Source organism: Duffyella sp. Ts4 (assembly GCF_051851875.1).
GTDB classification, from domain to species: domain Bacteria; phylum Pseudomonadota; class Gammaproteobacteria; order Enterobacterales; family Enterobacteriaceae; genus Duffyella; species Duffyella gerundensis.
The window spans coordinates 114,768-140,407 of sequence record NZ_JBLYPN010000006.1 but is presented as its reverse complement, the minus strand read 5'-3'; the positions used below and the strand labels follow the sequence as shown (position 1 = coordinate 140,407).

The following is a 25,640-nucleotide window of genomic DNA, read 5'->3' as shown; positions in this document are numbered from 1 at the left end:
TCTCTTTTAGCAGATGTCACGCAGGAAATATGATGTGAGATTGTTCAGACAACTGAGTTGGTTTTTTATTCGCGAATGGCGCCGTTATCTGGGTGCAGTGTCTCTGTTAATCCTGATCGCTATCCTGCAATTATTGCCGCCTAAAATTGTCGGCCTCATTGTGGATGGTGTAACGCAGCACAGCCTTTCTGGCAGCAAAATTTTGATGTGGGTAGGCGCCATGCTGGTGACCGCCATTGTGGTTTATCTGCTGCGCTATGTCTGGCGGGTGTTGCTGTTTGGCGCATCCTACCAGCTGGCGGTGGAGCTACGGGAAGATTTTTATCGGCAGCTAAGCCGCCAGCATCCCGCTTTCTATCTTCGTCATCGTACCGGCGATTTGATCGCACGCGCGACAAATGATGTTGATCGGGTTGTCTTTGCCGCGGGTGAGGGCGTCCTGACCTTAGTGGATTCACTGGTCATGGGCTGTGCCGTGCTGATCGTTATGAGCGTGCAACTGAGCTGGCAGCTAACCCTGTTGGCTTTGCTGCCTATGCCCATTATGGCAATAGTCATCAAGCGTTATGGCGATCAACTGCATCAACGTTTCAAGCTGGCTCAGGCGGCTTTCTCCAACCTGAACAACCAAACGCAGGAGAGTCTGACCAGCATCCGCATGATCAAATCATTTGGGCTGGAGGATCATCAGTCACAGCAGTTTGCCTCGATCGCACGCGACACCGGAGAAAAAAATCTGCGTGTAGCGCGGGTTGATGCACGCTTCGATCCCACCATATTTATCGCTATCGGCTTTTCTAACCTGCTGGCTGTCGGCGGCGGCAGCTGGATGGTATGGCACGGTTATATGACGCTGGGAGAGCTAACCAGTTTTATCATGTACTTAGGCCTGATGATCTGGCCAATGCTGGCACTGGCATGGATGTTCAACATCGTGGAGCGTGGTAGCGCCGCGTGGAGCCGAATTCGGTCTTTGCTTTCCGAAGCGCCAACGGTTACCGAAGGTGCGCATAACCTGCCGGAAGGGCCGGGGCTATTGCAGGTTGCCATCCGCCAGTTCACCTATCCTGGTGCGGAAACGCCAGCATTGCGTAACATAAATATTATGCTCAAGCCCGGTCAAATGCTGGGACTCTGCGGGCCAACTGGCTCGGGAAAAAGCAGCTTGCTTAGCGTGCTGCAGCGTCATTTTGATATTGAGCAAGGTGATATTCGCTACCACGGTCTGGCGCTCACTGAATTACGTATCGACAGCTGGCGCAGTCGACTGGCAGTAGTCAGCCAGACGCCTTTTCTGTTCTCAGACAGCATTGCTAATAATATTGCGCTGGGTCGACCTGGCGCCACGCAGCAGGAGATCGAAGCGGTGGCCAGGCTGGCCAGCGTTCATGATGACATTCTGCAACTGCCGCAGGGCTATGAAACCGAGGTCGGCGAACGTGGCGTGATGCTTTCCGGCGGGCAAAAGCAGCGTATCTCCATTGCCCGTGCGCTGCTGCTTAACGCCGAAATTCTGATCCTGGATGATGCATTATCAGCGGTTGATGGTCGGACCGAACACCAAATTCTGCATAACCTGCGGCGCTGGGGTAAGGGTAGGACGGTAATCATCAGCGCGCATCGTTTATCAGCCTTAACCGAAGCCAGCGAAATTTTAGTGATGCAACACGGCGTAGTAGCGCAGCGTGGGCAACATGAAAAATTAGTGGCTGAAAGTGGTTGGTATCATGACATGTATCGCTACCAACAAATTGAAGCGGCACTGGATGAAGATGATGTCAACGAGGGAACCGTACATGACAAATAAGACCCGTATGTGGCCTGCGCTAAAGCGGTTGCTCTCTTACGGCTGGCCATGGCGCAAAACGTTGGGCCTCGCGGTGTTGATGCTGTGGGTTGCAGCCATTGCTGAAGTCACGGGACCCCTACTGATCAGCTACTTTATCGATCATATGGTCGCGCGGCACAACGTTCCTGTTGCTCTGGCAGCAGGACTGGCGCTGGCCTACGTGCTGCTGCAGATCCTTTCGGCCGCTTTACACTACTTTCAGGCGCTGCTGTTTAACCAGGCGGCGGTTGGCGTGGTGCAACGGCTACGTTCCCAGGTCATGGATGCAGCGCTTCGCCAACCCCTCAGCGCTTTTGACAATCAGCCGGTTGGGCAGCTGATTTCTCGCGTAACCAACGATACGGAGGTTGTGCGCGATCTTTACGTCACCGTCGTCGCTACGGTGCTGCGCAGCGCCGCGCTGATCAGTGCCATGCTGGTCGCGATGTTTTCGCTTAACCAACATATGGCCCTGGTCGCGATCACCATCTTTCCGCTGGTTATTGCGGTGATGTTTATCTATCAGCGCATCAGCACGCCGATTGTTCGCCGGGTGCGCAGTTATCTTGCCGATATCAATAATGGCTTTAACGAAGTCATCAGCGGCATGAGTGTGATTCAACAGTTTCGCCAGCAGGCGCGTTTTGGCGAGCGCATGGGCAATGCCAGCCGCTCGCATTATCTGGCGCGTATGCAAACGCTCAGGCTGGATGGCTTTTTGTTGCGTCCGCTGCTAAGCCTGTTTTCTGCGCTGATTCTGTGCGGTCTGATGCTGCTGTTTAGCTTTTCTGGCTCAGGCGCGTTCGAAGTCGGTGTGCTGTACGCTTTTATCAGCTATTTAGGCAGGTTGAATGAACCCTTGATTGAACTGACCACCCAGCAATCGATGCTGCAACAGGCGGTTGTCGCGGGCGAGCGCATTTTTGAGCTGATGGATGCACCGCAGCAACATTACGGTAACGATGATCGCCCGCTTAGTGATGGCCGCATTGATATTGAAAAGATCTCTTTTGCCTATCGTGACAATCGCAACGTGCTGCAGGATATTTCACTGTCGGTTCCGCCGCGTTCTTTTGTTGCGCTGGTGGGCCATACCGGAAGCGGCAAAAGTACTTTAGCCAGTCTGTTAATGGGCTATTACCCATTGCGGCATGGTGAAATTCGTCTCGATGGCCGTCCTTTACACACGCTGAGTCATGCGGTGCTGCGACAGGGTGTGGCGATGGTGCAGCAGGATCCCGTAGTACTGGCAGAAAGCTTCCTTGAGAATATCCGTCTTGGGCGTGATATTGCAGAAGAGCAGGTCTGGCAGGCGCTGGAGACGGTGCAACTGGCTGAGCTGGCGCGTAGTCTGCCTGAAGGCATCCATACCCAGCTTGGTGAGCAGGGGAATACCCTGTCAGTGGGCCAGAAACAGCTGTTGGCGATGGCCAGGGTCCTGGTGATGTCACCGAAGATCCTCATCCTTGATGAAGCCACGGCCAATATCGATTCCGGCACTGAGCAGGCAATCCAGCGTGCGCTATATGCGGTACGTCAGCGCACTACGCTGGTGGTGATTGCCCACCGCCTTTCCACCATTGTTGATGCTGATACGATTATGGTTCTGCATCGTGGGCACGCGGTAGAGCAGGGCAGCCATCAGGCACTATTGGCAAAACGTGGCCGCTATTGGCAAATGTATCAACTCCAGCTTGCTGGAGAAGAGCTCGCCTCCGGCGTTGCACAGGAAGCGTAACGCCAAATTGCACCTTTTTTGAGCGTTAAAATGACATTGTTCATTGGTGATGCATCAATCTCCACTCCTTTGCATCTTTTTGGTGCACTTCTTCCCCTCTCTGCCTGACACTGGCGCTGCGCTGTGACGAAAGTTCCAGCGCAGGCCGCAATTTTCCTCGTTTGAAAATTAAAAAATCCTCTTGCCAGTTTATGGCACAGCACTTGCTTAATCTTCAGCGTCTCGGCGACATCAACATTTACCTGGCTGGAGGAGTTCGTATGAAACTGGTTACCGTGGTAATCAAACCGTTCAAACTGGAAGATGTGCGCGAAGCGCTGTCATCGATCGGTATTCAGGGGCTGACCGTCACCGAGGTGAAAGGGTTTGGTCGTCAGAAAGGCCATGCAGAACTGTATCGCGGGGCAGAATACAGCGTGAATTTCCTGCCAAAGGTCAAAATTGATATCGCCATTGCTGACGATCAGCTGGACGAAGTGGTTGATGTCATCAGCAAGTCGGCCTACACCGGCAAGATCGGCGATGGCAAAATTTTTGTTGCAGAACTGCAGCGCGTTATCCGCATTCGTACCGGCGAAACCGACGAAGCAGCATTGTAATTTCAGGCACAGTGATGGGGTGGAATAAAATGAAAAAAATAGTGACCAAATCCGGTCTGGCCAGTCTGGCGCTGCTGCCCTCGCTGGCAATGGCCGCGGCTCCGGCCGTTGCGGACAAAGCTGATAACGCCTTTATGATGATCTGTACCGCGCTGGTACTGTTCATGACCATTCCAGGCATCGCGCTGTTTTACGGCGGCCTGATCCGTGGCAAAAACGTGCTTTCCATGCTGACCCAGGTTGCCGTAACCTTTGCGCTGGTGTGCGTGCTGTGGGTGCTTTATGGATACTCTCTCGCCTTCAGTGAAGGCAACGCTTTCTTCGGCAGCTTCCAGTGGGTAATGTTGAAAAACATTGAACTCAAAGCGTTAACCGGCTCTTTCTATCAATATATTCACGTGGCTTTCCAGGCTTCTTTCGCCTGTATCACCGTTGGCTTGATCGTTGGCGCTATCGCAGAACGCATTCGCTTCTCAGCCGTACTGATTTTTGTCGTGGTGTGGTTAACCTTCGCTTATCTGCCTATTGCGCACATGGTGTGGGCGGGCGGATTCCTCGCGCAGGATGGCGCGCTCGATTTTGCCGGCGGCACCGTGGTTCATATCAACGCAGCCGTTGCTGGCCTCGTGGGTGCTTATCTGGTTGGCAAACGTGCCGGATTTGGTAAAGAAGCCTTTAAACCGCATAACCTGCCGATGGTGTTCACCGGTACCGCTATTCTCTATGTGGGCTGGTTTGGCTTCAACGCCGGCTCTGCCAGCGCCGCCAACGAAATTGCTGCACTGGCTTTTCTGAACACCGTCGTGGCTACTGCTGGCGCGGTATTAACCTGGACCTTCGGCGAGTGGTTGCACCGTGGCAAGCCTTCGCTGTTAGGTGCCAGCTCTGGTTTTATTGCTGGCCTGGTCGCCATTACGCCAGCCTGTGGTTATGTTGGCGTAGGCGGCGCGTTAGTTATCGGCTTAATCGGCGGCGTTGCCGGCTTGTGGGGCGTCACCGTGCTGAAAAGATGGTTACGTGTTGATGATCCATGCGATGTGTTTGGCGTGCATGGCGTTTGCGGCATCGTAGGCTGTTTGCTCACCGGCGTGTTTGCTTCCTCTTCGCTGGGCGGCGTGGGCTACGCGGAAGGCGTGACTATGGGTCATCAGATGTGGATTCAGCTATTGAGCGTTGGCGTGACCATTATCTGGACCGGTGTGGTGGCGTTTGTGGGCTTTAAAATTGCCGATATGGTTGTTGGGCTACGCGTCTCTGAGGATCATGAACGCGAAGGTCTGGACGTTAACAGCCATGGCGAGAACGCCTATAACCAATAATGTGCACCTGATTTAATGGGGCAGATATCAGAAGGGCGATGCAGCAGCATCGCCCTTTTTGTTACACGGTGCGCAGGCGCATCACGCCTTCCTGGACCGTCGAGGCGACCAGCTCACCCTGTTGAGTATAAAACTCACCGCGCACAAAACCGCGTGCGCCAGATGCTGAAGTGCTTTCAACGCTATAGAGCAGCCATTGGTTCAAATCGAAGGGGCGATGGAACCACATGGAATGGTCGATGGTGGCTATTTGTAGATCGGGTTCAAGAAAACCTTTGCCATGCGGCTGTAGCGCGACCGGCAAAAAATTAAAATCTGAAGCGTAGCCGAGCAGATATTGATGAATGCGCCGATCATCCGGCACGTCGCCATTGGCCCGGAGCCAGACCTGACGTGTGGGTTCAGCGACAGCGCCTTTTAACGGGTTATGAAAGGTGACGGGACGAAACTCAAGCGGCTTATCGGCGAGAAATTTATCACGCACCGCCGCGGGCAAATGCGCCGAAAGCTGGCGGGCTATCGCGGTTTCGGAGGGTAAATCATCCGGCGCCGGTGCGGCTGGCATCGTTTTTTGATGCTCCATACCGCTTTCCGGGGCCTGAAAAGAGGCGGTCATAAAGAAGATAGGTTTGCCGTTTTGAATAGCACTCACGCGTCTTGCGCTAAAGCTCTGCCCATCACGCAAATTTTCGACGTCATAAACAATCGCTTTTTTGCTGTCGCCGGGGCGCAAAAAGTAGCTGTGAAAGGAGTGCACCACGCGTTCCGTCGGCACGGTATGTTTGGCCGCGGATAACGCCTGACCCACCACCTGTCCGCCAAAAACCTGACGCAGGCCGAGATCTTCACTTTGACCGCGAAACAGGCCTTCTTCAATTTTTTCAAGATTAAGCAGATTTAACAGATTATCCAGCGCCTGACTCATGGTCACGTCCTCTTTAAAATGATGATCATAGTGTGCGAGATCGGACCAGTTTTCGTCAACCTGTCCACAAGCAGGCAGGATCGCGGGCAAAGCGAGAAAATTGTGCCAGAATGATAGACATGCAGCATTGAAAACGCTGTTCGGTAACGATGTTATCGATATTCACATTGATCTTAAGGAGATTACATCAATGAAATTATGGCAAGTTATGAGTGGCGCTGCGCTGGCAGCGATTTTGGCAGGTTGTGCGGACAAAGCGAAGGATGTACCTGTTCCAACATTGGGTGCGCCAACAGCCGGACAACAGGCGGCCATTGCCCAGCCTAACGTTAGCGGGGCGATCTACATCCGTCAGAAAATTGCACTGCCGCCAGACGCTGTGCTGACGGTGACCTTATCGGATGCGTCGGTCTCAGATGCGCCGTCGAAGGTTATTTCTCAGCGCGTTGTGCTGACTCAGGGCAAACAGGCGCCATTCCAGTTTGTGCTGCCTTTCAACCCGGCCGATATCCAGCCAAACGCACGTATTCTGTTAAGTGCGGCGATTACGATTGACGGTAAAATTACCTTTATCACCGACAACGTGAAGCCAGTGCTGAACGGCGGCGGTTCGAAAGCGGAGTTGACGCTGGTCCCGGTCCCATCGGTCGCGATGCCAACGCAGCCAGGCGCGGCAACCACGGTGCCATCTACCTCGCCAACCAAGGTGACGCCTTCTTCAGCCGTACCTGCACCAACCTCTTTGTAATACCAGACGCCCCGTCAGGGGCGTTTTTAAACCTTCCAGCGATACCTCTTTAGCTCAACGATGCCTGCATCGCTGATCTCAATGCCTTCCGCCTCCAGCGCGTCCCGTTGTCTCATCAGGCCATCGCCGATAAGCGAAATATGTCCATGGCGATTAAGCACCCGATGCCACGGAATCTTGCTGCCTTCTGGCAGGCGCTTCAGTACGCCGCCAACCTGCCTCGCAGCGCGCGGTGAGCCAGCCAGCCGGGCCACGTCGCCATAAGTGGTCACTTTTCCCGGAGGAATTGCCGCCAGAATCTGCAGCACGCGCTGCGGAAAAGAGTCGTCATGGAATGTCATATTTGGCCTGCGATGAAACAATCTTGCCGAAAGCATAATAAATTATGCGGATGAAGAGGCGGAAATATGCGGTTGCTTAAGAAAACAGCGGTCGCCCGGCAGTGGCTTGCAATTCGGCAGGGCATCATTGATAATGCCTGCGCTCTGAAGGTTGGAGCAATCAATGGGGATCCGGTTGGTTCTCCCGCAATGCTAACTTGTGAATTCGGTCAGGTCCGGAAGGAAGCAGCCGCAGCAGGTGACGCGTGTGCCGGGATGTAGCTGGCAGGATCCCCACCCAATTCTGCACTACCCCTTTCCCTCAACGTACAGCATGTTTATTTTTGATAAATAAAACGGGCTTGCGTTTCAGCATGCCCGTTCAGATCAGCGTACAAATTTCCAGACAGAAACCGGCACTTTATCGTAAAGCTTATTCATCGTCAGTTCTGCTAAACGATGATCGGCAGCTGAATAAAATATGGCCAGTTCATTATCGGGTAATTCATATTTGTTTTTTTCAATAACACGCTCAAGGGTATCGATAGATCGGCAACGTCTTAAGCGCATCAGGTAATCAGTTTTAGTCAGTGTTTTTTCACTCATGGTTTAACCGTCATTATCAATAAGAACTAAGTCTAAAATGAATGGCTCGGTTGTAACAGAGCGCATTCCTCGGCAAATATATTAAAAAGCCGCTTTGCCGAACGTTGCCAACGCTGCAGATCTTGCGCACTTACGCCATAGTTACTAAATAACATAAAAGTATCGTCAAGATATTCATCAATCTGAGTAATCAGTTCTTCATCTTCAACATGTTTAATTTTGTAATTCATGGTGAAGGATGCGATATGTTCAATCAGGTCATTGAGCTGCAAATTGCTGGCAGAGGTTGGATCATTAACCCAGCCGTGATGGCTGTCACTTAAGGTGGCCATGCTATCGTCATGCAGACTTTCGCACAGGTACTTAAGCTGCGCCATATCATGCCTTTTAGGTGAGTATTCGTCCATCTCTTTCCCCTCCATAGCCGACATCAACCCGCAGAGCTGCGGAACCGTATTCAGGTGTAATTGTGGAAGTGAGCGGTAGAATTAACGTTAAAGGACACAGTAAATATAATGCAGATCGGTAAATTCTGCTCATCGCTTTGACTAAAAATTACAATTCATCCGCGGGTGAAGGACGCTGATTTTCAATGATGTCAAACAGCAGGCCTTCCGGAACTACCTGAAAATTCACTGTTTCAGTTTGCGTTTCGCTTTCATTAATATTGAGGCACGCATTAAAAACGTTCCACTGGTAATGATAATGCATTTTAAAGAAAGATGGGGCTATCGCACTGATAGAAATAATAACAAAACTGTCGGGAACTAATAGGGCATTTTGTGAATACCATTGTAAATCTCCTGCCAGCGCCCCTGACAATTTGAGAATATTCTGGTTAATAACCGCTATTAATTTAGTGGTATCGGTTTCATTTATTGAAAGTGTAGCAGGAATAAGGAGAGACACGACAATTCCTAAACAGCTGATCTGAACTTTATAATCAACATAGCAGGCATAAATTTCAAGTTATCTTGCTGATGATTTTGCAACAGTTCATTGACTGTTTATCTCTTAACCAGCTTTAGCCCTGCCAGCTGCAGAGTATTCGATGCCAAAGACACAGTTTGCAACATACGTACCGATACCTCACTGCACAAAGCTGTGATAGATTAATGTTATGTTATAACATTATGTCGGTGGCAATGGTGTTCTCTTCTGTTCCTTTGTTCTGCTTTTCCCTTATTCAGCGCCTGTTGGTCATTAGCCTGTTAGTCGCCATGCTGGTTTGCGCGGTACGGTGGGCGATCGCGATATGATCACCTTTTCTCAACTGCAGGTGGGCTATCAACGCCAGGCCGTTGCGCCTGAAATTTCGCTGCATCTCAATACTGGCAGTATGACCGCGCTCACCGGCGCCAACGGCAGCGGTAAGTCGACCTTGCTGAAAACGCTGGCTGGATTGCTACCTGCGGTTTCGGGTCAATGGGCAATAGATAGCGCACGAGCGCAAATTGGCTGGATGCCGCAGCGCGCCGAACTGGAAAGTCATTTTCCGATCACCGTGTTTGAGCTGGTGGCGATGGGCTGCTGGTCACGCTGCGGATGGTTTGGCGGCATTAACCGTGCACATCGTAAAGAAATCATGGCTTGTCTGGAAAAGGTGAACATGGCGGATTTCGCCCAGGCACAGCCGGGTACGCTGTCCGGCGGTCAATTGCAACGGGTGCTGTTTGCGCGTTTGCTGATGCAACAGTGCCGCGTATGGCTGCTTGATGAGCCGTTCAGCGGCGTCGACCAAAACACCACATCACTGCTGCTGAAGATATTGCACCAGCAGCATCAGCAGGGCGGTACGCTGTTGGTCGTGCTTCACGATCGGGCAATGGTTGCACATGATTTTCCGCAGCAGCTTCATCTCGATGTGGAGAAAGCCCGTTTTCGAACGACCCTCAGCGTAACTGCATCGCAGTCTGAGGTAATAGCATGCTGAGCCTGTTCCATCCTTTCATTGAGTTCGGCTTTATGCGACGTGCGCTCATCGCCTGCGTGGCGCTTTCCATCAGTGCTACGCCGCTGGGCGTGTTTCTTTCCTTACGCCGTATGAGCCTGATTGGCGACGCCTTATCACACGCAGTTTTGCCCGGTGCGGCCATAGGTTATCTGCTTTCCGGACTCTCACTGGTGGCTATGGGCATCGGTGGATTGATCGCAGGCCTGGCCGTCGCGCTGCTTTCCGGCGCGGTAAGCCATTTTACGCCCCTGCGCGAAGATGCCAGCTTTGCCGGTTTCTATCTGGGATCGCTGGCGCTTGGTGTCACGCTGGTTTCGCTGCGGGGATCCAGTGTCGATCTGCTGCACGTTCTGTTCGGATCCCTGCTGGCGGTTGATGCACCGGCAATTATTTTGGTGGGCGCTATCACGGCGTTGACGCTTATCGCTTTAGCCTTTCTCTATCGCCCGTTAGTGATCGACGCTTTTGATCCCACCTTTCTGCGGGCGCAAAGCCGCTGGAGTGCGCCGCTGGTACATGGCCTGTTTTTAACGCTGGTGGTACTGAACCTGGTGGCGGGCTTTCAGGTACTGGGAACGCTCATGTCGGTGGGCTTGATGATGCTCCCGGCCGCCAGCAGCCGTTTCTGGAGCCGCCATCTTTCCATGATGCTACTGAACGCGATGGCGCAGGCGGTAGCGGCCAGCGTCACAGGGCTGCTGTTATCCTGGCATTTTTCATTGCCAGCGGGGCCAGCGGTGGTGTTAAGCGCGACGGCACTGTTTTTTATCTCCATTTTAACCGGGCCCTGCGGTGGCTTATTACGCCGCACATAAACTGAGAGGAAAAAGTATGAAAGCGTTACCCGTTGCATTGCTGATTGGTGCCATGAGCGCCGCGCCCCTGGCGATGGCAAAAGAGCTAAGCGCCGTGGTCAGCTTTACCGTGCTGGCTGATATCGTAAAAAATGTGGGTGGTGAACACGTGCAGGTAAAAAGCCTGGTGGGGCCGAACGGCGATCCGCATACGTTTGAACCGACGCCGCAGGACAGCCAGGCGCTGGCACAGGCTGATGTGGTGTTTGTCAGTGGTTTAGGAATGGAAGGATGGATGGATCGACTGGTGACCGCGTCTGGCTACAAAGGAAAAGTGAATGTGGCGTCGGCAGGCATTGATACACGCAGCATGGAAGAGGAGGGCAAGCGCATCACCGATCCACACGCATGGAACAGTATGCACAATGGCGCTCGCTATGCCACTAACGTGATGAATGCGCTGATCGCTGCCGATCCCCAGGATGCCGCTTACTTTCGCCAGCGAGGATCCGCGTATATTGCACAACTCAATCAGCTGGACAGCTGGGCTGAAAAAACCTTCGCGGCCATTCCTCAGGCAAAACGCAAGGTGCTGACCAGCCACGACGCTTTTGGCTATTTTGGCCAGCGCTATCACGTCACTTTCCTCGCGCCGCAGGGATTTTCAACGGAATCGGAAGCCAGCGCGGGCGATATGGCATCGCTGATTAACCAGCTCAAAGCAGAGAAGATTAAAACCTACTTTATCGAGAACCAGACCGATCCGCGGCTGGTTAAGCAGATCGCCACCGAAACAGGTGCTGAGCCAGGCGGAGAACTCTATCCCGAAGCGTTATCAGCTGCGGACGGACCGGCGGCAAGCTACGTCGATGCTTTCAGACATAACGTTACCGTTATTGCGAACAGCATGAAATAACAGGCAGCCCGCTGAGCGCGGGCAAAAAAAAAGCCGGATCAATCATCCGGCAAATCACATCATGCACAACGTGCTTATCTTCTTTTCTTTCTTCCCTGAACGGCCTTGAAACGTGGATTGGTTTTACAAATCACATAAATGCGACCGCGACGACGTACCACTTTGCAATCTTTATGGCGCGCCTTAGCGGAGCGCAGCGAGCTAAGCACCTGCATCTGTTTCCCTTACTTCGCTGAACCAAGAAAACGGCCAAAACGCTTATTGAAGCGTGCCGCGCTGCCTTCTTTAGCAAACTCTTTCTGCTTGCCGGTGTAATAGACATGTGAGGCGGAAGAGACATCCAGTGTGACGTAAGGATAGGTTGCGCCTTCGAATTCCACGCTGCGGTCGGTCTTGATGGTTGAGCCAATTTTAAACCAGCTGTCGACGGTAGTGTCATGGAAGACCACCTGACGATAGTCAGGATGAATACCTGATTTCATACATGCTCCAAATTGTTATGTTATAACGTAACAATAGTATAGGGCGTGCAGAATGACTTTGCAATCCTCGAATAACAGGCAAAAAAAAGAGGCCGCAAAAGCGGCCTCTTAACGTGCAAAGATTACTTACTGATGGTGTTCAACCGGATGGCCTTTTTCCACTTCATCTTTGTTCTTGCTGAAGCGGCGGCGAACCACCACAAAGAACACCGGTACGAAGAAGATAGCCAGCACGGTTGCCGTCACCATACCGCCCATTACGCCAGTACCTACGGCGTTTTGCGCGCCGGAACCGGCACCGGTACTGATGGTCAGCGGCAGTACACCGAGAATAAAGGCGAGTGAGGTCATCAGAATCGGACGTAAACGCATACGTACCGCTTCCAGCGTCGCCTCAATTAAGCCTTTGCCCTCTTTCTCCATCAAATCCTTGGCAAATTCCACGATGAGGATGGCGTTCTTCGCCGATAGTCCCACCGTCGTCAGCAGGCCTACCACGAAGTAAACGTCGTTGCTCAATCCACGCAGCGTGGTAAAGATCAGCGCACCGATTACCCCTAATGGCACCACCAACATAACCGCAAACGGAATGGACCAGCTCTCATACAGTGCAGCCAAACAGAGGAAGACGACAATCAGCGAGATAGCATACAGCGCGGGTGCCTGGTTGCCCGACAGACGTTCCTGATAGGACATACCGGTCCAGTCGTAGCCGATACCGGCTGGCAACTTAGACGTAAGCTCCTCCATCAGTTTCATCGCATCGCCCGAACTCTTGCCCGGTGCAGGCTGACCCAGAATCTCCATTGACGGCAGGCCGTTATAACGCTCAAGTCGCGGTGAACCATACTGCCATTTTGCCGTAGCAAAAGAGGAGAAGGGCACCATCTCGCCGTTGCTGGCGCGTACAAACCACTTATTAATATCGCCAGGCAGCATGCGCGATTCAACGTTACCCATGACATACACTTTCTTCACGCGACCGCGATCGATAAAGTCATTGACGTAGGAGCCACCCCAGGCTGCACCCAGCGTGGTGTTGATATCAGACAGTGAGACGCCTAACGCCTGCGCTTTCTCCTGATCGATCATCAGTTTGTACTGCGGCGTATCTTCCATACCGTTTGGACGAACGCCGACCAGCGTATCGGGATGCTGGGCGATCATGCCGAACAGCTGATTACGCGCCTGCATTAACTTGTCATGACCGAGGTTAGCCTGATCGATCAGTTCAAAGTCGAAGCCGGTGGCGTTACCCAGTTCGATAATAGCCGGCAGGTTAAACGGAATAACCATACCATCGCGAATCGCACCCAACGCCTGCATAGCGCGACCGGCAATGGCTGGCACTTTGTTGTCAGCGCCGCTACGTTCATCCCACTCTTTCAGGCTGACGAAGGCGATACCGGTGTTCTGTCCACGACCGGCAAAACCGAAGCCACTCACGGTAAACACCGACTTCACGTTCGCTTTTTCTTTGGTCAGGAAGTAGTCCGATACCTGATTCAGCACCTTCTGCGTACGTTGCTGTGTTGCACCGGCAGGCAGCTGCGCCTGAGCCAGCAGCAAGCCCTGATCCTCCTCCGGCAGGAACGAAGAGGGCAGACGCAGGAACAGGAATGCCATACCAACCACGATCAGCAGATAGATCACCAGATAACGACCGGTGCTGCGCACGATGTGGCCCACGCTGTCGGTATAATGGTTGGTGCTCTTATCAAAGACGCGGTTAAACCAGCCGAAGAAACCGGTGGTTTTGCCGTGATCGCCTTTTTTGATCGGCTTCAGCATGGTGGCACACAGCGCTGGCGTCAGAATCAACGCCACAATGACCGACAGCACCATGGCAGAAACGATGGTGATCGAGAACTGGCGATAGATGACACCGGTTGAACCGCCGAAGAAGGCCATTGGAATAAAGACCGCAGAGAGCACCAGCGCAATACCGACCAGCGCGCCCTGAATCTGTTCCATCGACTTCTTGGTCGCTTCTTTAGGCGAGATACCTTCTTCGGCCATCACGCGCTCGACGTTTTCCACCACCACGATCGCATCATCCACCAACAGCCCGATGGCGAGCACCAACCCGAACATGGTTAAGGTGTTTATCGAATAGCCAAAGGCGTTGATGATGGCAAACGTTCCCAACAGCACTACCGGCACGGCAATCGTTGGGATCAACGTGGCGCGGAAGTTTTGCAGGAACAAGTACATAACCAGGAAGACCAGCACGATCGCTTCAAACAGCGTTTTCACCACTTCGTGAATAGAGATTTTCACGAACGGCGTGGTGTCGTACGGATAAACCGTTTTCATACCTGCCGGGAAGTTCGGTGCCAGTTTAGCCAGCTCCGCTTTTACCGCTTCAGCGGTATCCAACGCGTTAGCACCGGTAGCCAGTTTGATACCGATACCGGAGGCAGGCTTACCGTTGTATTGGGCTATGGTTTCGTAGTTTTCACCGCCAAGCTCGATTTTCGCTACGTCGCGCAGGCGCACCTGCGAACCATCCTGATTGACCTTCAGCAAAATTTTGCCGAACTCATCAGTGGAGGTTAAACGTGTCTGTGCAATGATCGAGGCATTGAGCTGTTGGCCCGGCGCCGCTGGCGTACCGCCTAACTGACCTGCCGCGACCTGGGCGTTCTGCGTGGTGATTGCAGTGACGACATCCACAGGCGTGAGCTGATAGTTATTGAGCTTGTCAGGATCCATCCAGATACGCATCGCGTACTGCGCACCAAAGATTTGCGTATCGCCCACGCCGGTCACGCGGCTGATCGGATCTTTGATGTTAGAGGCAACATAGTCAGAAATGTCATTCTGCGTCATGCTGCCATCTTCGCTCACAAAGCCCGCTACCATCAGGAAGCTGCTGGAGGATTTCTGAACCTGAATACCCTGTTGTTGCACTTCCTGAGGCAGAAGCGGCATAGCCAGCTGCAGTTTGTTCTGCACCTGAACCTGAGCAATGTCTGGGTTAGTTCCTGATTCAAAAGAGATAGTCAGCTGCAGAGTGCCCGATGAATCGCTGTTTGAGGACATATACATCAGTCCGTCAATGCCATTCATGTTCTGCTCGATAACCTGCGTAACCGAATCCTGCAGGGTCTTCGCATCCGCACCCGGATAGCTGGCGCGAATTTGCACGGCCGTTGGCGCAACATTGGGATATTGCTCAATCGGTAATTGCAAAATCGACAGCGCGCCTGCCAACATGATGATGATGGCGATGACCCACGCGAAGATAGGGCGATCGATAAAAAACTTAGCCATGTGTCAGTGGCTCCTGTTAAGGCTGCTTGTTGTCAGCATTGGCTTGCGGAGCAGCATCAGCTTTAGCATCTGCTGAAACTTCCTGCGGCGTGACCTGCGCGCCTGGCTTCGCTCGCTGGGTACCCGTGGTAATCACCCGATCGCCATCTTTCAGACCTTCAGTCACTAACCATTTGTCGCCAATCGCCTGATCGGTTTTCAGCGAACGTACGGCCACTTTATTATCCGCACCCACGACCATTGCCGTTGCCTGACCGGTTGGCGTACGCGTTACCGCCTGTTGTGGCACCAGCAGCGCATTTGGATTGATGCCTTCTTCCAGACGTGCACGGACAAACATCCCTGGCAGCAGACGATGTTCCGGGTTAGGGAAGACGGCACGCAGGGTGATGGAGCCGGTGGTTTGATCGACGCTGACATCAGAGAATTCTAATGTACCGGTCTGACTATATTCGCTACCGTTTTGCAGCAGAAGGGTGACGCTGGCTTTGCCGTCATTCTGTTTCAGCTTGCCAGATTCGAGTTCGTTACGCAGACGCATGAAATCGTCACTGGATTGGGTGACGTCAACATAGATAGGGTCGAGTTGCTGCACGGTTGCCAGCGCATCCGTTTGACCATTTTGCACCAGCGCACCTTCGGTAAAAGCAGATTTACCAATGCGGCCGCTGATAGGCGAGGTTACTTTGGTGTAGGCCAGGTTAATGCGCGCGGTTTCCACACTCGCTTTTGCAACCTGAACTGCAGCAGAGGTTTGGCTCTGAGTAGAGATCGCCTGATCGTAATCCTGCTGACTGATATATTTGGTGCCGAGCAGCGGTTTGTAACGCTTAACCGTGGTGGCCGCGATTTGTGCATTAGCCTGCGCCTGAGCAAGATCGCCTTTTGCACTGTCGTAAGCCGCCTGGTAAGTCGCCGGATCGATCTGATAAAGCGATTCACCCGCTTTAATATCCGTTCCCTCAACAAAGTTGCGCTTTAAAATAATGCCGGAAACCTGTGGGCGTACTTCCGCAATGCGATAAGCATTGGTTCTGCCTGGTAGCTCAGTGGTAATTTTCAACGGCTCGCTTTTCAACGTTAACACGCCAACTTCGGGTGCCTGTTGAGCCGGTGCCTGTTGAGATTTGTTATCATCACAGCCTATCAGTGCCACGCTGCCTGAAAGCATCAGGAAGGCCGCCAGAGGCTTGATTCCTCTGTTCTTATTCATAAATAAACCTCGAGTGTCCGCTATCGATCGTCCAATGGATCACAAACCCTTGAACCCATTGCTGCGTTTAAATTATGGTCGTGCTATGGTACATACATTCGCAAATGTATGTAAATCTGCCTTTCCGCAAAAAAACACCTTATGGCACGAAAAACCAAACAACAAGCACTTGAAACACGAGGCCATATCATTGATGCAGCGATAAGCTGCTTTTCAGAACAGGGTGTTTCTGCAACCTCACTTGCTGACGTTGCGGCTGCTGCTGGTGTAACGCGCGGCGCCATCTACTGGCATTTTAAAAACAAGACCGATTTACTCAATGAAATCTGGATGCAAACCGATTCCAGTCTTGATGAAGTGGAGCTTGAGTATCAGTCAAAATTCCCCGGCGATCCACTCTCCGTTTTACGCGCCATGCTAATTCACCTGCTTGAGGCAACCGTTCATGATTGTCGCAGACGTGCATTAATGGAGATTATCTTTCATAAATGTGAATTTGTCGGTGAGATGGCTGTTTTACAGCATATGCAGCAACGGTTGCTGGCTGAGTGTTATGAGAAAATAGAGGAAGTGCTGAGGCAATGCATTGACGCCGGACAACTCCCTTCGGCGTTAAACACTCGACGCACCGCCATTATTATGCGCAGCTACGTTACCGGTTTAATGGAGAACTGGTTATTCAGTCCGGAGAAATTTGATCTTGCTGCCGAAGCCGCCACGCTTATCGATGGCTTTATCGATATGCTGCGGCTCAGTCCGTCGCTACGGCTGGCTGATTAAACGCGCGGCTTTTTTTTCATAATCTTGCTTAACGATCTCCAGCGCGGCCAATACCGTATCGGCTTCTATCTGGCTCTCTTCAAGCAGCATGATCAGATCAACGGCCAGTTTGACCTCATCTGGCGCACTTTCCAGGGACATTATCGTTTCCTCACAGGCGAAGTTTTCGGGCAACCAGAATCATCAGCAGGGCACCGACCAGCGCCAGCCCCAGCGCACGTGGATGAATCACCGCCAGCGTTCCCCAGTCAAAATAACTGCTGATATAGCCGCCGATCAGGGCGCCGATGACAGCCAGCACCAGAACGGCAACGAATCCGCCGGGACGGCCCGGTAAAAAATAGCGTGCCACCGCTCCGGCAGCAGCACCGGTGACAATCCATGACAACAAGCCCATAACGCCTCCTCTGTTAAATCTGGCTCATAAGTATAGTTAACGCGCGGGCAAATCCGCTTTAAGTTGGATCAGCGCCTGCATACAACGCTTGAGACGCTGCTCCAGCGCTTCCAGCTCACGTTTAAGCGTCTGCTGCTGAAGCAGCGTGTCAGCCTGCGCCAGCTGCACTTCCCGCTGATCGAGCATCGCCTGCAAACGCCGGGCAAACTCCTCATGCTGCGCGATCGCATCCGGCACCACCGCGGGCACGGCGCGCACCACTGCAGGCTGGCTGGCGAATTGGCGCTGTAGCGCGGTGATCTGGTTAACCAGTTTCTCCGCCAGCCAGCCTGCTCGCGCCACATCTTTTTCATCCCTGAACTGCGTCAGGTGTTGCGAAATTTCCTGCAGGTAGTCCTGCGGCGCGCTGCTACAGGTGGTGAAAAGCTGGCGATCGAAACTGCCGCGCTTCACTTTATAATGTTTCAGAGCGGCGGCCTGCGCCGTTAGCCGCTGCTGAAGTTTTTCGATTTCAAGGAACAGCTGTTGCCGGTTCATGCTTCAGGGGCCGCTATGATAAAGTGGCCTCAGTTTATTCCTGTTGAGCCGCATTATGCAGCGTATTATTTTAATCATTATTGGTTGGTTAGCGATTGTGCTGGGAACGTTAGGCATTGTGCTGCCGCTGCTGCCGACCACGCCGTTTATGCTGCTCGCCGCCTGGTGTTTTGCTCGATCATCGCCGCGTTTTCATCACTGGCTGCTGTGGCGCTCGTGGTTTGGGCGTTATATTCGTCACTGGCAGCAGCATCGCGCGCTGCCAAAAGGGGCTAAATCGCGGGCGATCCTGTTTATTCTGGCAACCTTTGCCCTGTCGTTATGGCTGGTGCCGGTGCTGTGGGTACGCATTATGCTGTTGATGATGTTGACCATTCTGCTGATTTTCATGGCGCGCATGCCGGTGATCGATGCCGGGGAGTAATTTGCCGTGCCGCGGTAATGAGGTTGCAATTATTCGGCGGTTTGCTTAGATTTAGGCGTTTTCGTGCGTAGTTTCCCTGACTCATCATCATTTCGCCCTGTGGCCCCTCTGCTGCGGCGCGCTGAAGCTGCGCGTAACACTGTTTTTACCAGGCATCTCATTATGACCGCAACTGCTCAGCAGCTTGAATTTCTGAAACAGAGTATTAAAAGCGTCCCGGATTATCCAAAGCCAGGCATTCTTTTTCGCGACGTCACCAGCCTGCTGGAAGATCCCAAAGCCTTTGCCCTGGCTATCGATCTGCTGGTTGCGCGCTTCCGTGATAGCGGCGTCACCAAAGTGGTCGGCACCGAAGCGCGAGGCTTTCTGTTCGGCGCACCCGTTGCTCTGGGATTGGGCGTCGGCTTTGTGCCGGTGCGTAAACCTGGCAAGCTGCCACGTGAAACCTACAGCGAACGCTATGAGCTGGAATATGGCAGCGATCAGCTTGAACTGCACCGTGATGCGATCCAGCCCGGCGATAACGTGCTGGTAGTGGATGACTTGCTCGCTACCGGTGGCACCATTGAAGCAACGGCAAAACTGATTCGCCGTGCCGGTGGTGAAGTCACCGATGCCGCCTTCATCATTAACCTGTTTGATCTCACCGGCGAAGCCCGTCTCAATGCCATGGGCATCCAGTGTTATAGCCTGGTAAACTTCCCGGGCCACTAAGCGTTTTCCGCTCCGCACAAGCGGGGCGGACTATTTTCATCTGTTCGGAACCCCTTCTTTCAGCCCACAACTCACTGTTTATCATCCTGAACAGCGAGGCGACTCAACGTGTGGCATCCATTATTAAACCTGTTAATCGGCACTTTCTCTGTTTTTCTGTTCGCCTGCGTGATGCACTGGCGTCTGCTGCGTAAAAAAAGCCTGCGCGCATCGCGCCTGCATCGCGCCTGCCTGAGGAGGCGATAATGGCGGGCCTAAGCGCAGAGCGCTGCTGTGCTGGCGCGTTATCTGCCGCCATCATCGACAGCTCATCCATGACGCTGCACGGCATTGCCACACTGCTACAGAACTTGCCCGTGCCGATTAAAGTTGTCTGGCAGGAGCGGCAAACGACGATCATGGCTGTTCGCCTGCAGCAGCAGCCGGTTGATCTTCTGATCAGCGAGCGAAGCGGCGTGGGAGAAAGCGATAAAGAAGGGATTACCATGCTGCTGAATCTGGCTGCGCAACTGCCCGCGCTGCGGATAGGGTTGTTCAGCGATAAGCTGTCGCAAGTCCAGCTCTGCCAGCTGCACGGGATGACACAGTTCAGCCTGTTGTCGCGTAAAGCCTCGTTGATCGCCATCCGCGAGCAGCTCATCGCTATTGCACTTGGCGAGCGGGTGATCAGCCCCTGTATTGCATCAAAACTGCCGGTTAACGCCCGCGCGTTGCGCTATCTGTGGGGAGAGTTGACCGCGCGGGAGAAAACCGTGCTGCGGGCGCTGATCGCCGGTGAGTCGATAAAGGCCATTGCTGAAGCGCAACAAATGAGTATAAAAACCGTCAGCAGCCATAAGTATAACGGCCTGCGTAAGCTCTATATTGATAGCAAGTTTGAGCGGGCGCGCTTTATTAGCGAAGGCATCGATCTGGATCATAACTGACTGTTTCCGCTAATCTTGTACAGTGCAATGCGGGCGGAAAACCGCGGCTGATGAGTGGCTCAGCGGCCGCCTAAAGTGATAGGCATATCAGGGTGCTGCTGCTAAACTAGCACGCAGTTTCGTTGCAATGAGCATGCGCTGTGTTGTTACCCACTTCCGCTCGCAACAGGTGCATTTTGCACTCCAGCTTACAACCACACACGTTCAACGATTGAGTCCTCATGAGCTATCAGGTTCTTGCCCGCAAGTGGCGTCCACAAGCCTTTTCTGATGTCGTTGGTCAGGAGCACGTACTGACAGCGTTGGCCAACGGTTTATCCCTTGGCCGCATCCATCACGCCTGGCTGTTTTCCGGCACGCGCGGCGTGGGGAAAACCACCATCGCACGGCTGTTAGCCAAAGGGTTGAACTGCGAAACTGGCATTACGGCCACGCCGTGCGGCCAGTGCGATAACTGCCGCGAGATTGAGCAGGGCCGCTTTGTCGATCTGATCGAGATCGATGCCGCGTCCCGCACCAAAGTCGAGGACACGCGCGATCTGCTGGATAACGTTCAGTACGCTCCCGCGCGAGGGCGCTTCAAAGTTTACCTTATCGATGAAGTACACATGCTATCGCGGCACAGCTTCAACGCGTTGCTGAAAACGCTGGAAGAGCCGCCGGAGCACGTGAAATTTCTGCTCGCCACCACCGATCCGCAAAAGCTACCGGTCACCATCTTATCGCGCTGTTTGCAGTTTCATCTCAAGGCGCTGGATGTCGATCAAATTCGGGGTCAGCTGGCGCACGTCTTGCAGCATGAGCAGGTTGAAGCTGAGCCGCGCGCATTACAGCTGCTGGCGCGCGCCGCCGATGGCAGCATGCGCGATGCGCTGAGTCTGACCGATCAGGCCATCGCCATGGGGCAGGGCAGCGTCACCACCGACAGCGTCACCGCGATGCTGGGCACCATGGATGATGAGCAGCCACTGGCGCTGATTGAAGCGCTGGCCGCTGCCGATGGCGAAGCGGTCATGGCCTTGCTTAATCAGGCCGCGAGCCGCGGCGTGGAGTGGGAAGCGCTGCTGGTGGAGATGCTGCGCCTGCTGCACCGTGTTGCCATGATTCAACTGCTGCCCACCGCCTCAGGCGATGAAGACGCGCTGAATCTGCAGCGCCTGCGCGAACTGGCGCGCACCTTGCCGCCGGTTGATGTGCAGCTCTATTACCAGATGCTGCTCACCGGGCGTAAAGAGCTGCCGCTGGCGCCGGATCGGCGCATGGGCGTGGAAATGACACTGCTGCGTGCGCTGGCGTTCCATCCTCAGCAAACTATCGATGAACCGGTCAACGCGCGTCCGGCGATGGTGGCACAGCCTGCGCCAGCGATGCCGCCGCAAAAGCTACAGCCCGCGGCACCGGCTACCGAAAAAACGGCTGACGTGACGCCGCCGCCCGCAGATGCTACGCCAGCGGCCTCCAGCACCACCAGCCAGCTCCTGCAGGCGCGTACGCAATTGCTGCGCCAGCAGGGAGTATCCCGGCCAAAAAAGAGTGAGCCGGCAGCGCCTGTAGCGCGGCCGGCAACCTCGGCGCTGGAACGCCTGGCTGCGGTCTCTGAGCGCGGGCTGCCGCGTAAAGCGCCCGCTGCCGAAAGCGAGCCGGCAAAAAAAGAGGCCTATCGCTGGACGTCCCAGCAGAAAGAGCAGGAACAGGTTGCCGAGCCGGTTGCCACGCCAAAAGCGCTACGCATGGCGCTGGAGCTGGAAAAAACGCCGGAGCTGGCCGCTCGCCTGATGTTGGAAGCACAGCAGCGCGACAGCTGGGCAGCCGAGATAGCCACGCTGACACTGCCGAAACTGGTGCAGCAGCTGGCGCTAAATGCCTGGAAAGAGCAGACCAGCAACGGCGTCTGCTTACATTTACGCTCCAGCCAGCGCCATCTACACTCACCTTCAGCGCAGAAAGTGCTGCAGGAGGCGCTAAGTCAGGCGGCAGGAGAGACGGTTGAACTGTCGGTCGTAGAAGATGATAATTTAGCAGTGTTGACGCCGCTGGAGTGGCGGCAGGCAATTTATGACGAAAAGCTGGCGCAGGCGCGTCAGTCTATAATCGCGGATAGTCATATTCAGGCGCTGTGTCGGTTCTTCGATGCAGATCTGGATGAAGAGAGCATTCGCCCCGTTTGAAAACGCTGCTCAACGCATATGCTTGAAGCAGCCTTAGCTGAGAGAGACGACTATGTTTGGTGGTAAAGGCGGTTTGGGTAACCTGATGAAACAGGCCCAGCAAATGCAGGACAAAATGGCGCAGGTTCAGGAAGAGATCGCCGCCATGGAAGTGACCGGCGAATCAGGTGCCGGTCTGGTAAAAGTCACCATCAACGGTGCGCACAACTGCCGTCGTGTTGAAGTCGATCCCAGCCTGCTGGAAGATGACAAAGATATGCTGGAAGATTTAGTGGCTGCGGCCTTTAACGACGCTGCACGTCGCGTTGCTGAAGCGCAGAAAGAGAAAATGGCGGGCGTGTCGTCCGGTATGCAGCTGCCACCAGGCTTTAAGATGCCGTTCTGATGCAAACCAGTCCGCTTCTTGAAGCCCTGATGGAGTCACTGCGCTGCCTGCCGGGCGTGGGCCCAAAGTCGGCACAGCGCATGGCGTTTCAGCTGTTGCAACGCGATCGCAGCGGCGGTATGCGGCTGGCGCAGGCACTGACCCGCGCCATGTCTGAAATCGGCCACTGCGCGCACTGCCGCACCTTTACCGAGCAGGAAATTTGCACGATTTGCGCCAATCCTCGTCGGCAGCAAAATGGGCAAATCTGCGTGGTGGAAAGTCCAGCGGATATTCACGCCATTGAGCAAACCGGGCAGTTTGCCGGACGCTACTTTGTGCTGATGGGCCATTTGTCGCCGATGGACGGCATTGGTCCACAGGATATCGGCCTCGATCGCCTTGAGCAGCGGCTGGAAAGTGAAACTTTGCAGGAAGTGATCCTTGCCACCAATCCCACGGTGGAAGGCGAGGCCACAGCCAACTATATTGCTGAACTCTGCGGGCAATATGGCGTGGACGCCAGCCGCATCGCGCACGGTGTGCCGGTAGGCGGTGAGTTGGAAATGGTCGATGGCACCACGCTGTCGCACTCGCTGGCCGGGCGTCACAAGATTAAATATTGACCATTCACCGGTGCGGTTCGCCGCACCGTCTTGAAAAGCTTTTTTTTATCCCCATCTTCTCCTCAACGTTCGTTAAACCTGCTTCAGTTGAGGTATCAATGACCATGAAAGGACAAGAGACACGTGGCTTCCAGTCAGAGGTGAAACAGCTTCTGCACCTGATGATCCATTCCCTCTATTCAAACAAAGAGATCTTCCTGCGTGAGCTGATCTCAAACGCCTCCGATGCGGCCGATAAGCTGCGCTTCCGCGCGTTATCCTCGCCGGATCTGTATGAAGGTGACGGTGAACTTCGTGTGCGTGTGGCCGTAGACAAGGAAAAACGCACCCTGACGCTAAGCGATAACGGTATCGGTATGCGTCGTGACGAGGTCATTGAGAACCTGGGCACCATTGCCAAATCAGGCACCAAAAGCTTTCTGGAATCCCTCGGTTCCGATCAGGCGAAAGACAGCCAGTTGATTGGCCAGTTTGGCGTCGGCTTCTACTCTGCTTTTATCGTGGCCGATAAAGTCTCGGTACGTACGCGCGCTGCCGGTGCTGCTGCTGACGAAGCGGTATTCTGGGAATCCGCAGGCGAAGGTGATTACACCATTGCCGATATCACCAAAGAAGACCGCGGCACCGAAATTACCCTGCACCTGCGTGAAGGTGAGGATGAGTTCCTCGACGCCTGGCGCGTGCGTAACATCATCAGCAAATATTCCGATCATATCGCGCTGCCGGTAGAGATCGAAACGCACGATGAAGAGAACGACACCACCAGCTGGGAAAAGATCAACAAAGCCCAGGCGCTGTGGACGCGTAATAAAGCGGACATCAGTGAAGAAGAGTACAAAGAGTTCTACAAACATATCGCCCATGACTTCACCGATCCGGCGGCCTGGAGCCATAACCGTGTTGAAGGTAAGCAGGAATACACCAGCCTGCTCTATATCCCGGCTCAGGCTCCGTGGGATATGTGGAACCGCGATCATAAGCATGGACTGAAACTCTATGTGCAGCGCGTTTTCATCATGGATGACGCTGAACAGTTCATGCCGAACTATCTGCGCTTTGTGCGTGGTCTGATCGACTCCAACGATCTGCCGCTCAATGTTTCCCGTGAAATCCTGCAGGACAGCCGGGTTACCCAGAGTCTGCGCAACGCGCTGACCAAACGCGCGCTGCAGATGCTGGAAAAACTGGCTAAAGATGACAGTGAGAAGTATCAGCAGTTCTGGCAGCAGTTCGGTCTGGTGCTGAAAGAGGGTCCGGCTGAGGACAGCGCCAACCAGGCGACCATCGCGAAGCTGCTGCGTTTTGCTTCCACCAGCAGCGAAGGCAGCGTGCAGAACGTCTCGCTGGAAGAGTACGTCAGCCGCATGGTTGAAGGTCAGGAAAAAATCTATTACATCACCGCAGACAGCTATGCTGCGGCGAAAAGCAGCCCGCACCTGGAGCTGTTCCGTAAAAAAGGCATTGAGGTGCTGCTGCTCTCCGATCGCATCGACGAATGGATGATGAGCTACCTGACTGAGTTTGACGGCAAAGCGTTCCAGTCGGTCAGCAAAGCGGATGACGCGTTGAATAAACTGGCGGATGAGGAGAGCGAAGAGCAGAAAGAAGCGGAAAAAGCGCTTGAACCATTCGTTGAGCGGGTGAAAACGCTGCTGGCCGATCGGGTGAAAGAAGTGCGTCTGACGCACCGCCTGACCGACACGCCAGCCATCGTTACCACCGATGCTGATGAGATGGGCACGCAAATGGCTAAGCTGTTTGCCGCCGCCGGACAGCCGGTGCCGGAAGTGAAGTACAACTTTGAAATCAACCCGGATCACGCGCTGGTCAAGCGCGCGGCAGAGACCACCGACGAAGCGCGCTTTGCCGAGTGGATTGAGCTGTTGATGGATCAGGCGCTGCTGGCTGAACGCGGCACGCTCGACGATCCAAACCAGTTTATCCGTCGCATGAACCAGCTGCTGACGGCATAAACAGCAACACGGG

The 25,640-nt window shown here is 53.9% G+C and carries 28 protein-coding genes, 1 other RNA gene and 1 other annotated feature; of the genes, 17 read left to right on the top strand and 12 right to left on the bottom strand.

Annotation, left to right across the window (positions count from 1 at the left end):
* Positions 1 to 34 precede the first annotated feature (34 nt).
* The 4 genes from ACJY2L_RS11750 (at position 35) to amtB (ending at position 5,484) form a co-directional block, all read left to right on the top strand.
* A complete protein-coding gene (locus tag ACJY2L_RS11750; RefSeq protein WP_439212733.1) occupies positions 35 to 1,807 on the top strand; it encodes a SmdA family multidrug ABC transporter permease/ATP-binding protein in 1,773 nt (590 codons plus the stop codon).
* Complete coding sequence (locus ACJY2L_RS11745; RefSeq protein WP_439212734.1) at positions 1,797 to 3,566, top strand: SmdB family multidrug efflux ABC transporter permease/ATP-binding protein; 1,770 nt, start codon at positions 1,797 to 1,799, stop codon at positions 3,564 to 3,566. The genes ACJY2L_RS11750 and ACJY2L_RS11745 overlap by 11 nt, the downstream gene beginning before the upstream one ends.
* 260 nt (positions 3,567 to 3,826) lie before the next feature.
* A complete protein-coding gene (gene glnK / locus ACJY2L_RS11740) occupies positions 3,827 to 4,165 on the top strand; it encodes a P-II family nitrogen regulator (RefSeq protein WP_067428451.1) in 339 nt (112 codons plus the stop codon).
* Positions 4,166 to 4,194: 29 nt separating this feature from the next.
* On the top strand, positions 4,195 to 5,484 hold the full coding sequence (amtB, locus tag ACJY2L_RS11735; RefSeq protein WP_067435167.1) for an ammonium transporter AmtB: 1,290 nt from the start codon (positions 4,195 to 4,197) through the stop codon (positions 5,482 to 5,484).
* Positions 5,485 to 5,545: 61 nt separating this feature from the next.
* Here amtB and tesB read toward each other — a convergent pair whose 3' ends face one another.
* Positions 5,546 to 6,409 (bottom strand): acyl-CoA thioesterase II, encoded by an 864-nt coding sequence (gene tesB, locus ACJY2L_RS11730; protein ID WP_439212735.1) that lies wholly within the window; start codon positions 6,407 to 6,409, stop codon positions 5,546 to 5,548.
* Between the two features lie 190 nt (positions 6,410 to 6,599).
* On the opposite strand from tesB, the gene ACJY2L_RS11725 reads away from it, so the two are divergent.
* Complete coding sequence (locus ACJY2L_RS11725; protein WP_067435173.1) at positions 6,600 to 7,157, top strand: YbaY family lipoprotein; 558 nt, start codon at positions 6,600 to 6,602, stop codon at positions 7,155 to 7,157.
* A 26-nt stretch (positions 7,158 to 7,183) separates the two neighbouring features.
* Here the strand turns inward: ACJY2L_RS11725 and ACJY2L_RS11720 are convergent, their stop codons facing one another.
* Positions 7,184 to 7,498 carry an MGMT family protein gene (locus ACJY2L_RS11720; RefSeq protein ID WP_439212736.1) on the bottom strand — a complete coding sequence of 105 codons (315 nt, stop codon included), beginning with the start codon at positions 7,496 to 7,498 and terminating at the stop codon, positions 7,184 to 7,186.
* Positions 7,499 to 7,671: 173 nt separating this feature from the next.
* Between ACJY2L_RS11720 and ffs the strand changes: the two genes are divergently transcribed.
* Positions 7,672 to 7,768: signal recognition particle sRNA small type (ffs, locus tag ACJY2L_RS11715), an RNA gene on the top strand.
* A 96-nt stretch (positions 7,769 to 7,864) separates the two neighbouring features.
* On the opposite strand, the gene ACJY2L_RS11710 is transcribed toward ffs, so the two are convergent.
* The 3 genes from ACJY2L_RS11710 to ACJY2L_RS11700 form a co-directional block, all read right to left on the bottom strand.
* Positions 7,865 to 8,083 (bottom strand): HHA domain-containing protein, encoded by a 219-nt coding sequence (locus ACJY2L_RS11710; protein ID WP_439212737.1) that lies wholly within the window; start codon positions 8,081 to 8,083, stop codon positions 7,865 to 7,867.
* A 32-nt stretch (positions 8,084 to 8,115) separates the two neighbouring features.
* Positions 8,116 to 8,490 (bottom strand): Hha toxicity modulator TomB, encoded by a 375-nt coding sequence (gene tomB / locus ACJY2L_RS11705; protein WP_067428460.1) that lies wholly within the window; start codon positions 8,488 to 8,490, stop codon positions 8,116 to 8,118.
* Between the two features lie 148 nt (positions 8,491 to 8,638).
* The gene (locus tag ACJY2L_RS11700) at positions 8,639 to 8,992 is read right to left on the bottom strand and encodes a hypothetical protein (RefSeq protein WP_439212738.1); all 354 of its coding nucleotides are present in this window, start codon (positions 8,990 to 8,992) and stop codon (positions 8,639 to 8,641) included.
* Between the two features lie 346 nt (positions 8,993 to 9,338).
* Here ACJY2L_RS11700 and ACJY2L_RS11695 point away from each other — a divergent pair, with 346 nt between their 5' ends.
* From ACJY2L_RS11695 to ACJY2L_RS11685, 3 genes are read left to right on the top strand one after another with little or no spacing between them, the layout of a single operon-like run.
* The gene (locus ACJY2L_RS11695; RefSeq protein ID WP_439212739.1) at positions 9,339 to 10,016 is read left to right on the top strand and encodes a metal ABC transporter ATP-binding protein; all 678 of its coding nucleotides are present in this window, start codon (positions 9,339 to 9,341) and stop codon (positions 10,014 to 10,016) included.
* Entirely contained in the window at positions 10,013 to 10,852 is an 840-nt protein-coding gene (locus ACJY2L_RS11690; protein WP_439213087.1) for a metal ABC transporter permease, read from the top strand. The genes ACJY2L_RS11695 and ACJY2L_RS11690 overlap by 4 nt, the downstream gene beginning before the upstream one ends.
* A gap of 16 nt (positions 10,853 to 10,868) precedes the next feature.
* Positions 10,869 to 11,747, top strand: a complete 879-nt coding sequence (locus ACJY2L_RS11685) for a metal ABC transporter substrate-binding protein (RefSeq protein WP_439212740.1) — start codon at positions 10,869 to 10,871, stop codon at positions 11,745 to 11,747.
* Between the two features lie 74 nt (positions 11,748 to 11,821).
* Here ACJY2L_RS11685 and ykgO read toward each other — a convergent pair whose 3' ends face one another.
* From ykgO to ACJY2L_RS11665, 4 genes are all read right to left on the bottom strand, one after another.
* Entirely contained in the window at positions 11,822 to 11,962 is a 141-nt protein-coding gene (gene ykgO / locus ACJY2L_RS11680) for a type B 50S ribosomal protein L36 (RefSeq protein ID WP_071852488.1), read from the bottom strand.
* 9 nt (positions 11,963 to 11,971) lie between these two features.
* Entirely contained in the window at positions 11,972 to 12,229 is a 258-nt protein-coding gene (locus ACJY2L_RS11675) for a type B 50S ribosomal protein L31 (protein ID WP_067428465.1), read from the bottom strand.
* A 126-nt stretch (positions 12,230 to 12,355) separates the two neighbouring features.
* Positions 12,356 to 15,505, bottom strand: coding sequence for an efflux RND transporter permease subunit (locus tag ACJY2L_RS11670; RefSeq protein WP_439212741.1), 3,150 nt, complete (start codon positions 15,503 to 15,505; stop codon positions 12,356 to 12,358).
* 16 nt (positions 15,506 to 15,521) lie between these two features.
* On the bottom strand, positions 15,522 to 16,718 hold the full coding sequence (locus ACJY2L_RS11665) for an efflux RND transporter periplasmic adaptor subunit (protein ID WP_067428475.1): 1,197 nt from the start codon (positions 16,716 to 16,718) through the stop codon (positions 15,522 to 15,524).
* Between the two features lie 141 nt (positions 16,719 to 16,859).
* Between ACJY2L_RS11665 and acrR the strand changes: the two genes are divergently transcribed.
* Positions 16,860 to 17,498, top strand: a complete 639-nt coding sequence (acrR, locus tag ACJY2L_RS11660) for a multidrug efflux transporter transcriptional repressor AcrR (protein WP_187487854.1) — start codon at positions 16,860 to 16,862, stop codon at positions 17,496 to 17,498.
* Here the strand turns inward: acrR and rsmS are convergent.
* The 3 genes from rsmS to priC are packed head-to-tail and all read right to left on the bottom strand — an operon-like array spanning position 17,481 to position 18,432.
* Positions 17,481 to 17,639, bottom strand: coding sequence for a pleiotropic regulatory protein RsmS (gene rsmS / locus ACJY2L_RS11655; protein WP_187486192.1), 159 nt, complete (start codon positions 17,637 to 17,639; stop codon positions 17,481 to 17,483). The genes acrR and rsmS overlap by 18 nt on opposite strands.
* A gap of 10 nt (positions 17,640 to 17,649) precedes the next feature.
* A complete protein-coding gene (locus tag ACJY2L_RS11650; protein ID WP_067428480.1) occupies positions 17,650 to 17,895 on the bottom strand; it encodes a hypothetical protein in 246 nt (81 codons plus the stop codon).
* A gap of 36 nt (positions 17,896 to 17,931) precedes the next feature.
* Positions 17,932 to 18,432, bottom strand: a complete 501-nt coding sequence (gene priC, locus ACJY2L_RS11645) for a primosomal replication protein PriC (protein ID WP_439212742.1) — start codon at positions 18,430 to 18,432, stop codon at positions 17,932 to 17,934.
* A 55-nt stretch (positions 18,433 to 18,487) separates the two neighbouring features.
* On the opposite strand from priC, the gene ACJY2L_RS11640 reads away from it, so the two are divergent.
* The 7 genes from ACJY2L_RS11640 to htpG all read left to right on the top strand — a co-directional run bounded on the left by ACJY2L_RS11640 (position 18,488) and on the right by htpG (position 25,627).
* Positions 18,488 to 18,856, top strand: a complete 369-nt coding sequence (locus ACJY2L_RS11640) for a DUF454 family protein (RefSeq protein WP_225700928.1) — start codon at positions 18,488 to 18,490, stop codon at positions 18,854 to 18,856.
* A gap of 162 nt (positions 18,857 to 19,018) precedes the next feature.
* A complete protein-coding gene (gene apt / locus ACJY2L_RS11635; protein ID WP_187487856.1) occupies positions 19,019 to 19,570 on the top strand; it encodes an adenine phosphoribosyltransferase in 552 nt (183 codons plus the stop codon).
* 245 nt (positions 19,571 to 19,815) lie between these two features.
* Positions 19,816 to 20,496: a response regulator transcription factor gene (locus ACJY2L_RS11630; protein ID WP_439212743.1), complete on the top strand. Its 681-nt coding sequence runs from the start codon at positions 19,816 to 19,818 to the stop codon at positions 20,494 to 20,496.
* Between the two features lie 221 nt (positions 20,497 to 20,717).
* On the top strand, positions 20,718 to 22,664 hold the full coding sequence (dnaX, locus tag ACJY2L_RS11625) for a DNA polymerase III subunit gamma/tau (RefSeq protein WP_439212744.1): 1,947 nt from the start codon (positions 20,718 to 20,720) through the stop codon (positions 22,662 to 22,664).
* Positions 22,003 to 22,064 (top strand) — a sequence feature (DnaX frameshifting element). (Overlaps the previous gene by 62 nt.)
* Before the next feature lie 52 nt (positions 22,665 to 22,716).
* Positions 22,717 to 23,049 carry a YbaB/EbfC family nucleoid-associated protein gene (locus ACJY2L_RS11620; protein WP_067428493.1) on the top strand — a complete coding sequence of 111 codons (333 nt, stop codon included), beginning with the start codon at positions 22,717 to 22,719 and terminating at the stop codon, positions 23,047 to 23,049.
* Positions 23,049 to 23,654, top strand: a complete 606-nt coding sequence (gene recR / locus ACJY2L_RS11615; protein ID WP_067428495.1) for a recombination mediator RecR — start codon at positions 23,049 to 23,051, stop codon at positions 23,652 to 23,654. Before ACJY2L_RS11620 ends, recR begins: the two co-directional genes overlap by 1 nt.
* A 104-nt stretch (positions 23,655 to 23,758) precedes the next feature.
* A complete protein-coding gene (gene htpG / locus ACJY2L_RS11610) occupies positions 23,759 to 25,627 on the top strand; it encodes a molecular chaperone HtpG (RefSeq protein ID WP_173645358.1) in 1,869 nt (622 codons plus the stop codon).
* Positions 25,628 to 25,640: the final 13 nt, after the last annotated feature.

Bases quoted from the DNA above. Each gene is read 5' to 3' on its own strand.
- ACJY2L_RS11745 (WP_439212734.1), top strand. From the start codon at position 1,797: ATGACAAATAAGACCCGTATGTGGCCTGCGCTAAAGCGGTTGCTCTCT.
- glnK (WP_067428451.1), top strand. From the start codon at position 3,827: ATGAAACTGGTTACCGTGGTAATCAAACCGTTCAAACTGGAAGATGTG.
- amtB (WP_067435167.1), top strand. From the start codon at position 4,195: ATGAAAAAAATAGTGACCAAATCCGGTCTGGCCAGTCTGGCGCTGCTG.
- tesB (WP_439212735.1), bottom strand. From the start codon at position 6,409: ATGAGTCAGGCGCTGGATAATCTGTTAAATCTGCTTAATCTTGAAAAA.
- ACJY2L_RS11725 (WP_067435173.1), top strand. From the start codon at position 6,600: ATGAAATTATGGCAAGTTATGAGTGGCGCTGCGCTGGCAGCGATTTTG.
- ACJY2L_RS11720 (WP_439212736.1), bottom strand. From the start codon at position 7,498: ATGACATTCCATGACGACTCTTTTCCGCAGCGCGTGCTGCAGATTCTG.
- ACJY2L_RS11710 (WP_439212737.1), bottom strand. From the start codon at position 8,083: ATGAGTGAAAAAACACTGACTAAAACTGATTACCTGATGCGCTTAAGA.
- tomB (WP_067428460.1), bottom strand. From the start codon at position 8,490: ATGGACGAATACTCACCTAAAAGGCATGATATGGCGCAGCTTAAGTAC.
- ACJY2L_RS11695 (WP_439212739.1), top strand. From the start codon at position 9,339: ATGATCACCTTTTCTCAACTGCAGGTGGGCTATCAACGCCAGGCCGTT.
- ACJY2L_RS11685 (WP_439212740.1), top strand. From the start codon at position 10,869: ATGAAAGCGTTACCCGTTGCATTGCTGATTGGTGCCATGAGCGCCGCG.
- ykgO (WP_071852488.1), bottom strand. From the start codon at position 11,962: ATGCAGGTGCTTAGCTCGCTGCGCTCCGCTAAGGCGCGCCATAAAGAT.
- ACJY2L_RS11675 (WP_067428465.1), bottom strand. From the start codon at position 12,229: ATGAAATCAGGTATTCATCCTGACTATCGTCAGGTGGTCTTCCATGAC.
- ACJY2L_RS11670 (WP_439212741.1), bottom strand. From the start codon at position 15,505: ATGGCTAAGTTTTTTATCGATCGCCCTATCTTCGCGTGGGTCATCGCC.
- ACJY2L_RS11665 (WP_067428475.1), bottom strand. From the start codon at position 16,718: ATGAATAAGAACAGAGGAATCAAGCCTCTGGCGGCCTTCCTGATGCTT.
- acrR (WP_187487854.1), top strand. From the start codon at position 16,860: ATGGCACGAAAAACCAAACAACAAGCACTTGAAACACGAGGCCATATC.
- rsmS (WP_187486192.1), bottom strand. From the start codon at position 17,639: ATGTCCCTGGAAAGTGCGCCAGATGAGGTCAAACTGGCCGTTGATCTG.
- ACJY2L_RS11650 (WP_067428480.1), bottom strand. From the start codon at position 17,895: ATGGGCTTGTTGTCATGGATTGTCACCGGTGCTGCTGCCGGAGCGGTG.
- priC (WP_439212742.1), bottom strand. From the start codon at position 18,432: ATGAACCGGCAACAGCTGTTCCTTGAAATCGAAAAACTTCAGCAGCGG.
- ACJY2L_RS11640 (WP_225700928.1), top strand. From the start codon at position 18,488: ATGCAGCGTATTATTTTAATCATTATTGGTTGGTTAGCGATTGTGCTG.
- apt (WP_187487856.1), top strand. From the start codon at position 19,019: ATGACCGCAACTGCTCAGCAGCTTGAATTTCTGAAACAGAGTATTAAA.
- ACJY2L_RS11630 (WP_439212743.1), top strand. From the start codon at position 19,816: ATGGCGGGCCTAAGCGCAGAGCGCTGCTGTGCTGGCGCGTTATCTGCC.
- dnaX (WP_439212744.1), top strand. From the start codon at position 20,718: ATGAGCTATCAGGTTCTTGCCCGCAAGTGGCGTCCACAAGCCTTTTCT.
- ACJY2L_RS11620 (WP_067428493.1), top strand. From the start codon at position 22,717: ATGTTTGGTGGTAAAGGCGGTTTGGGTAACCTGATGAAACAGGCCCAG.
- recR (WP_067428495.1), top strand. From the start codon at position 23,049: ATGCAAACCAGTCCGCTTCTTGAAGCCCTGATGGAGTCACTGCGCTGC.
- htpG (WP_173645358.1), top strand. From the start codon at position 23,759: ATGAAAGGACAAGAGACACGTGGCTTCCAGTCAGAGGTGAAACAGCTT.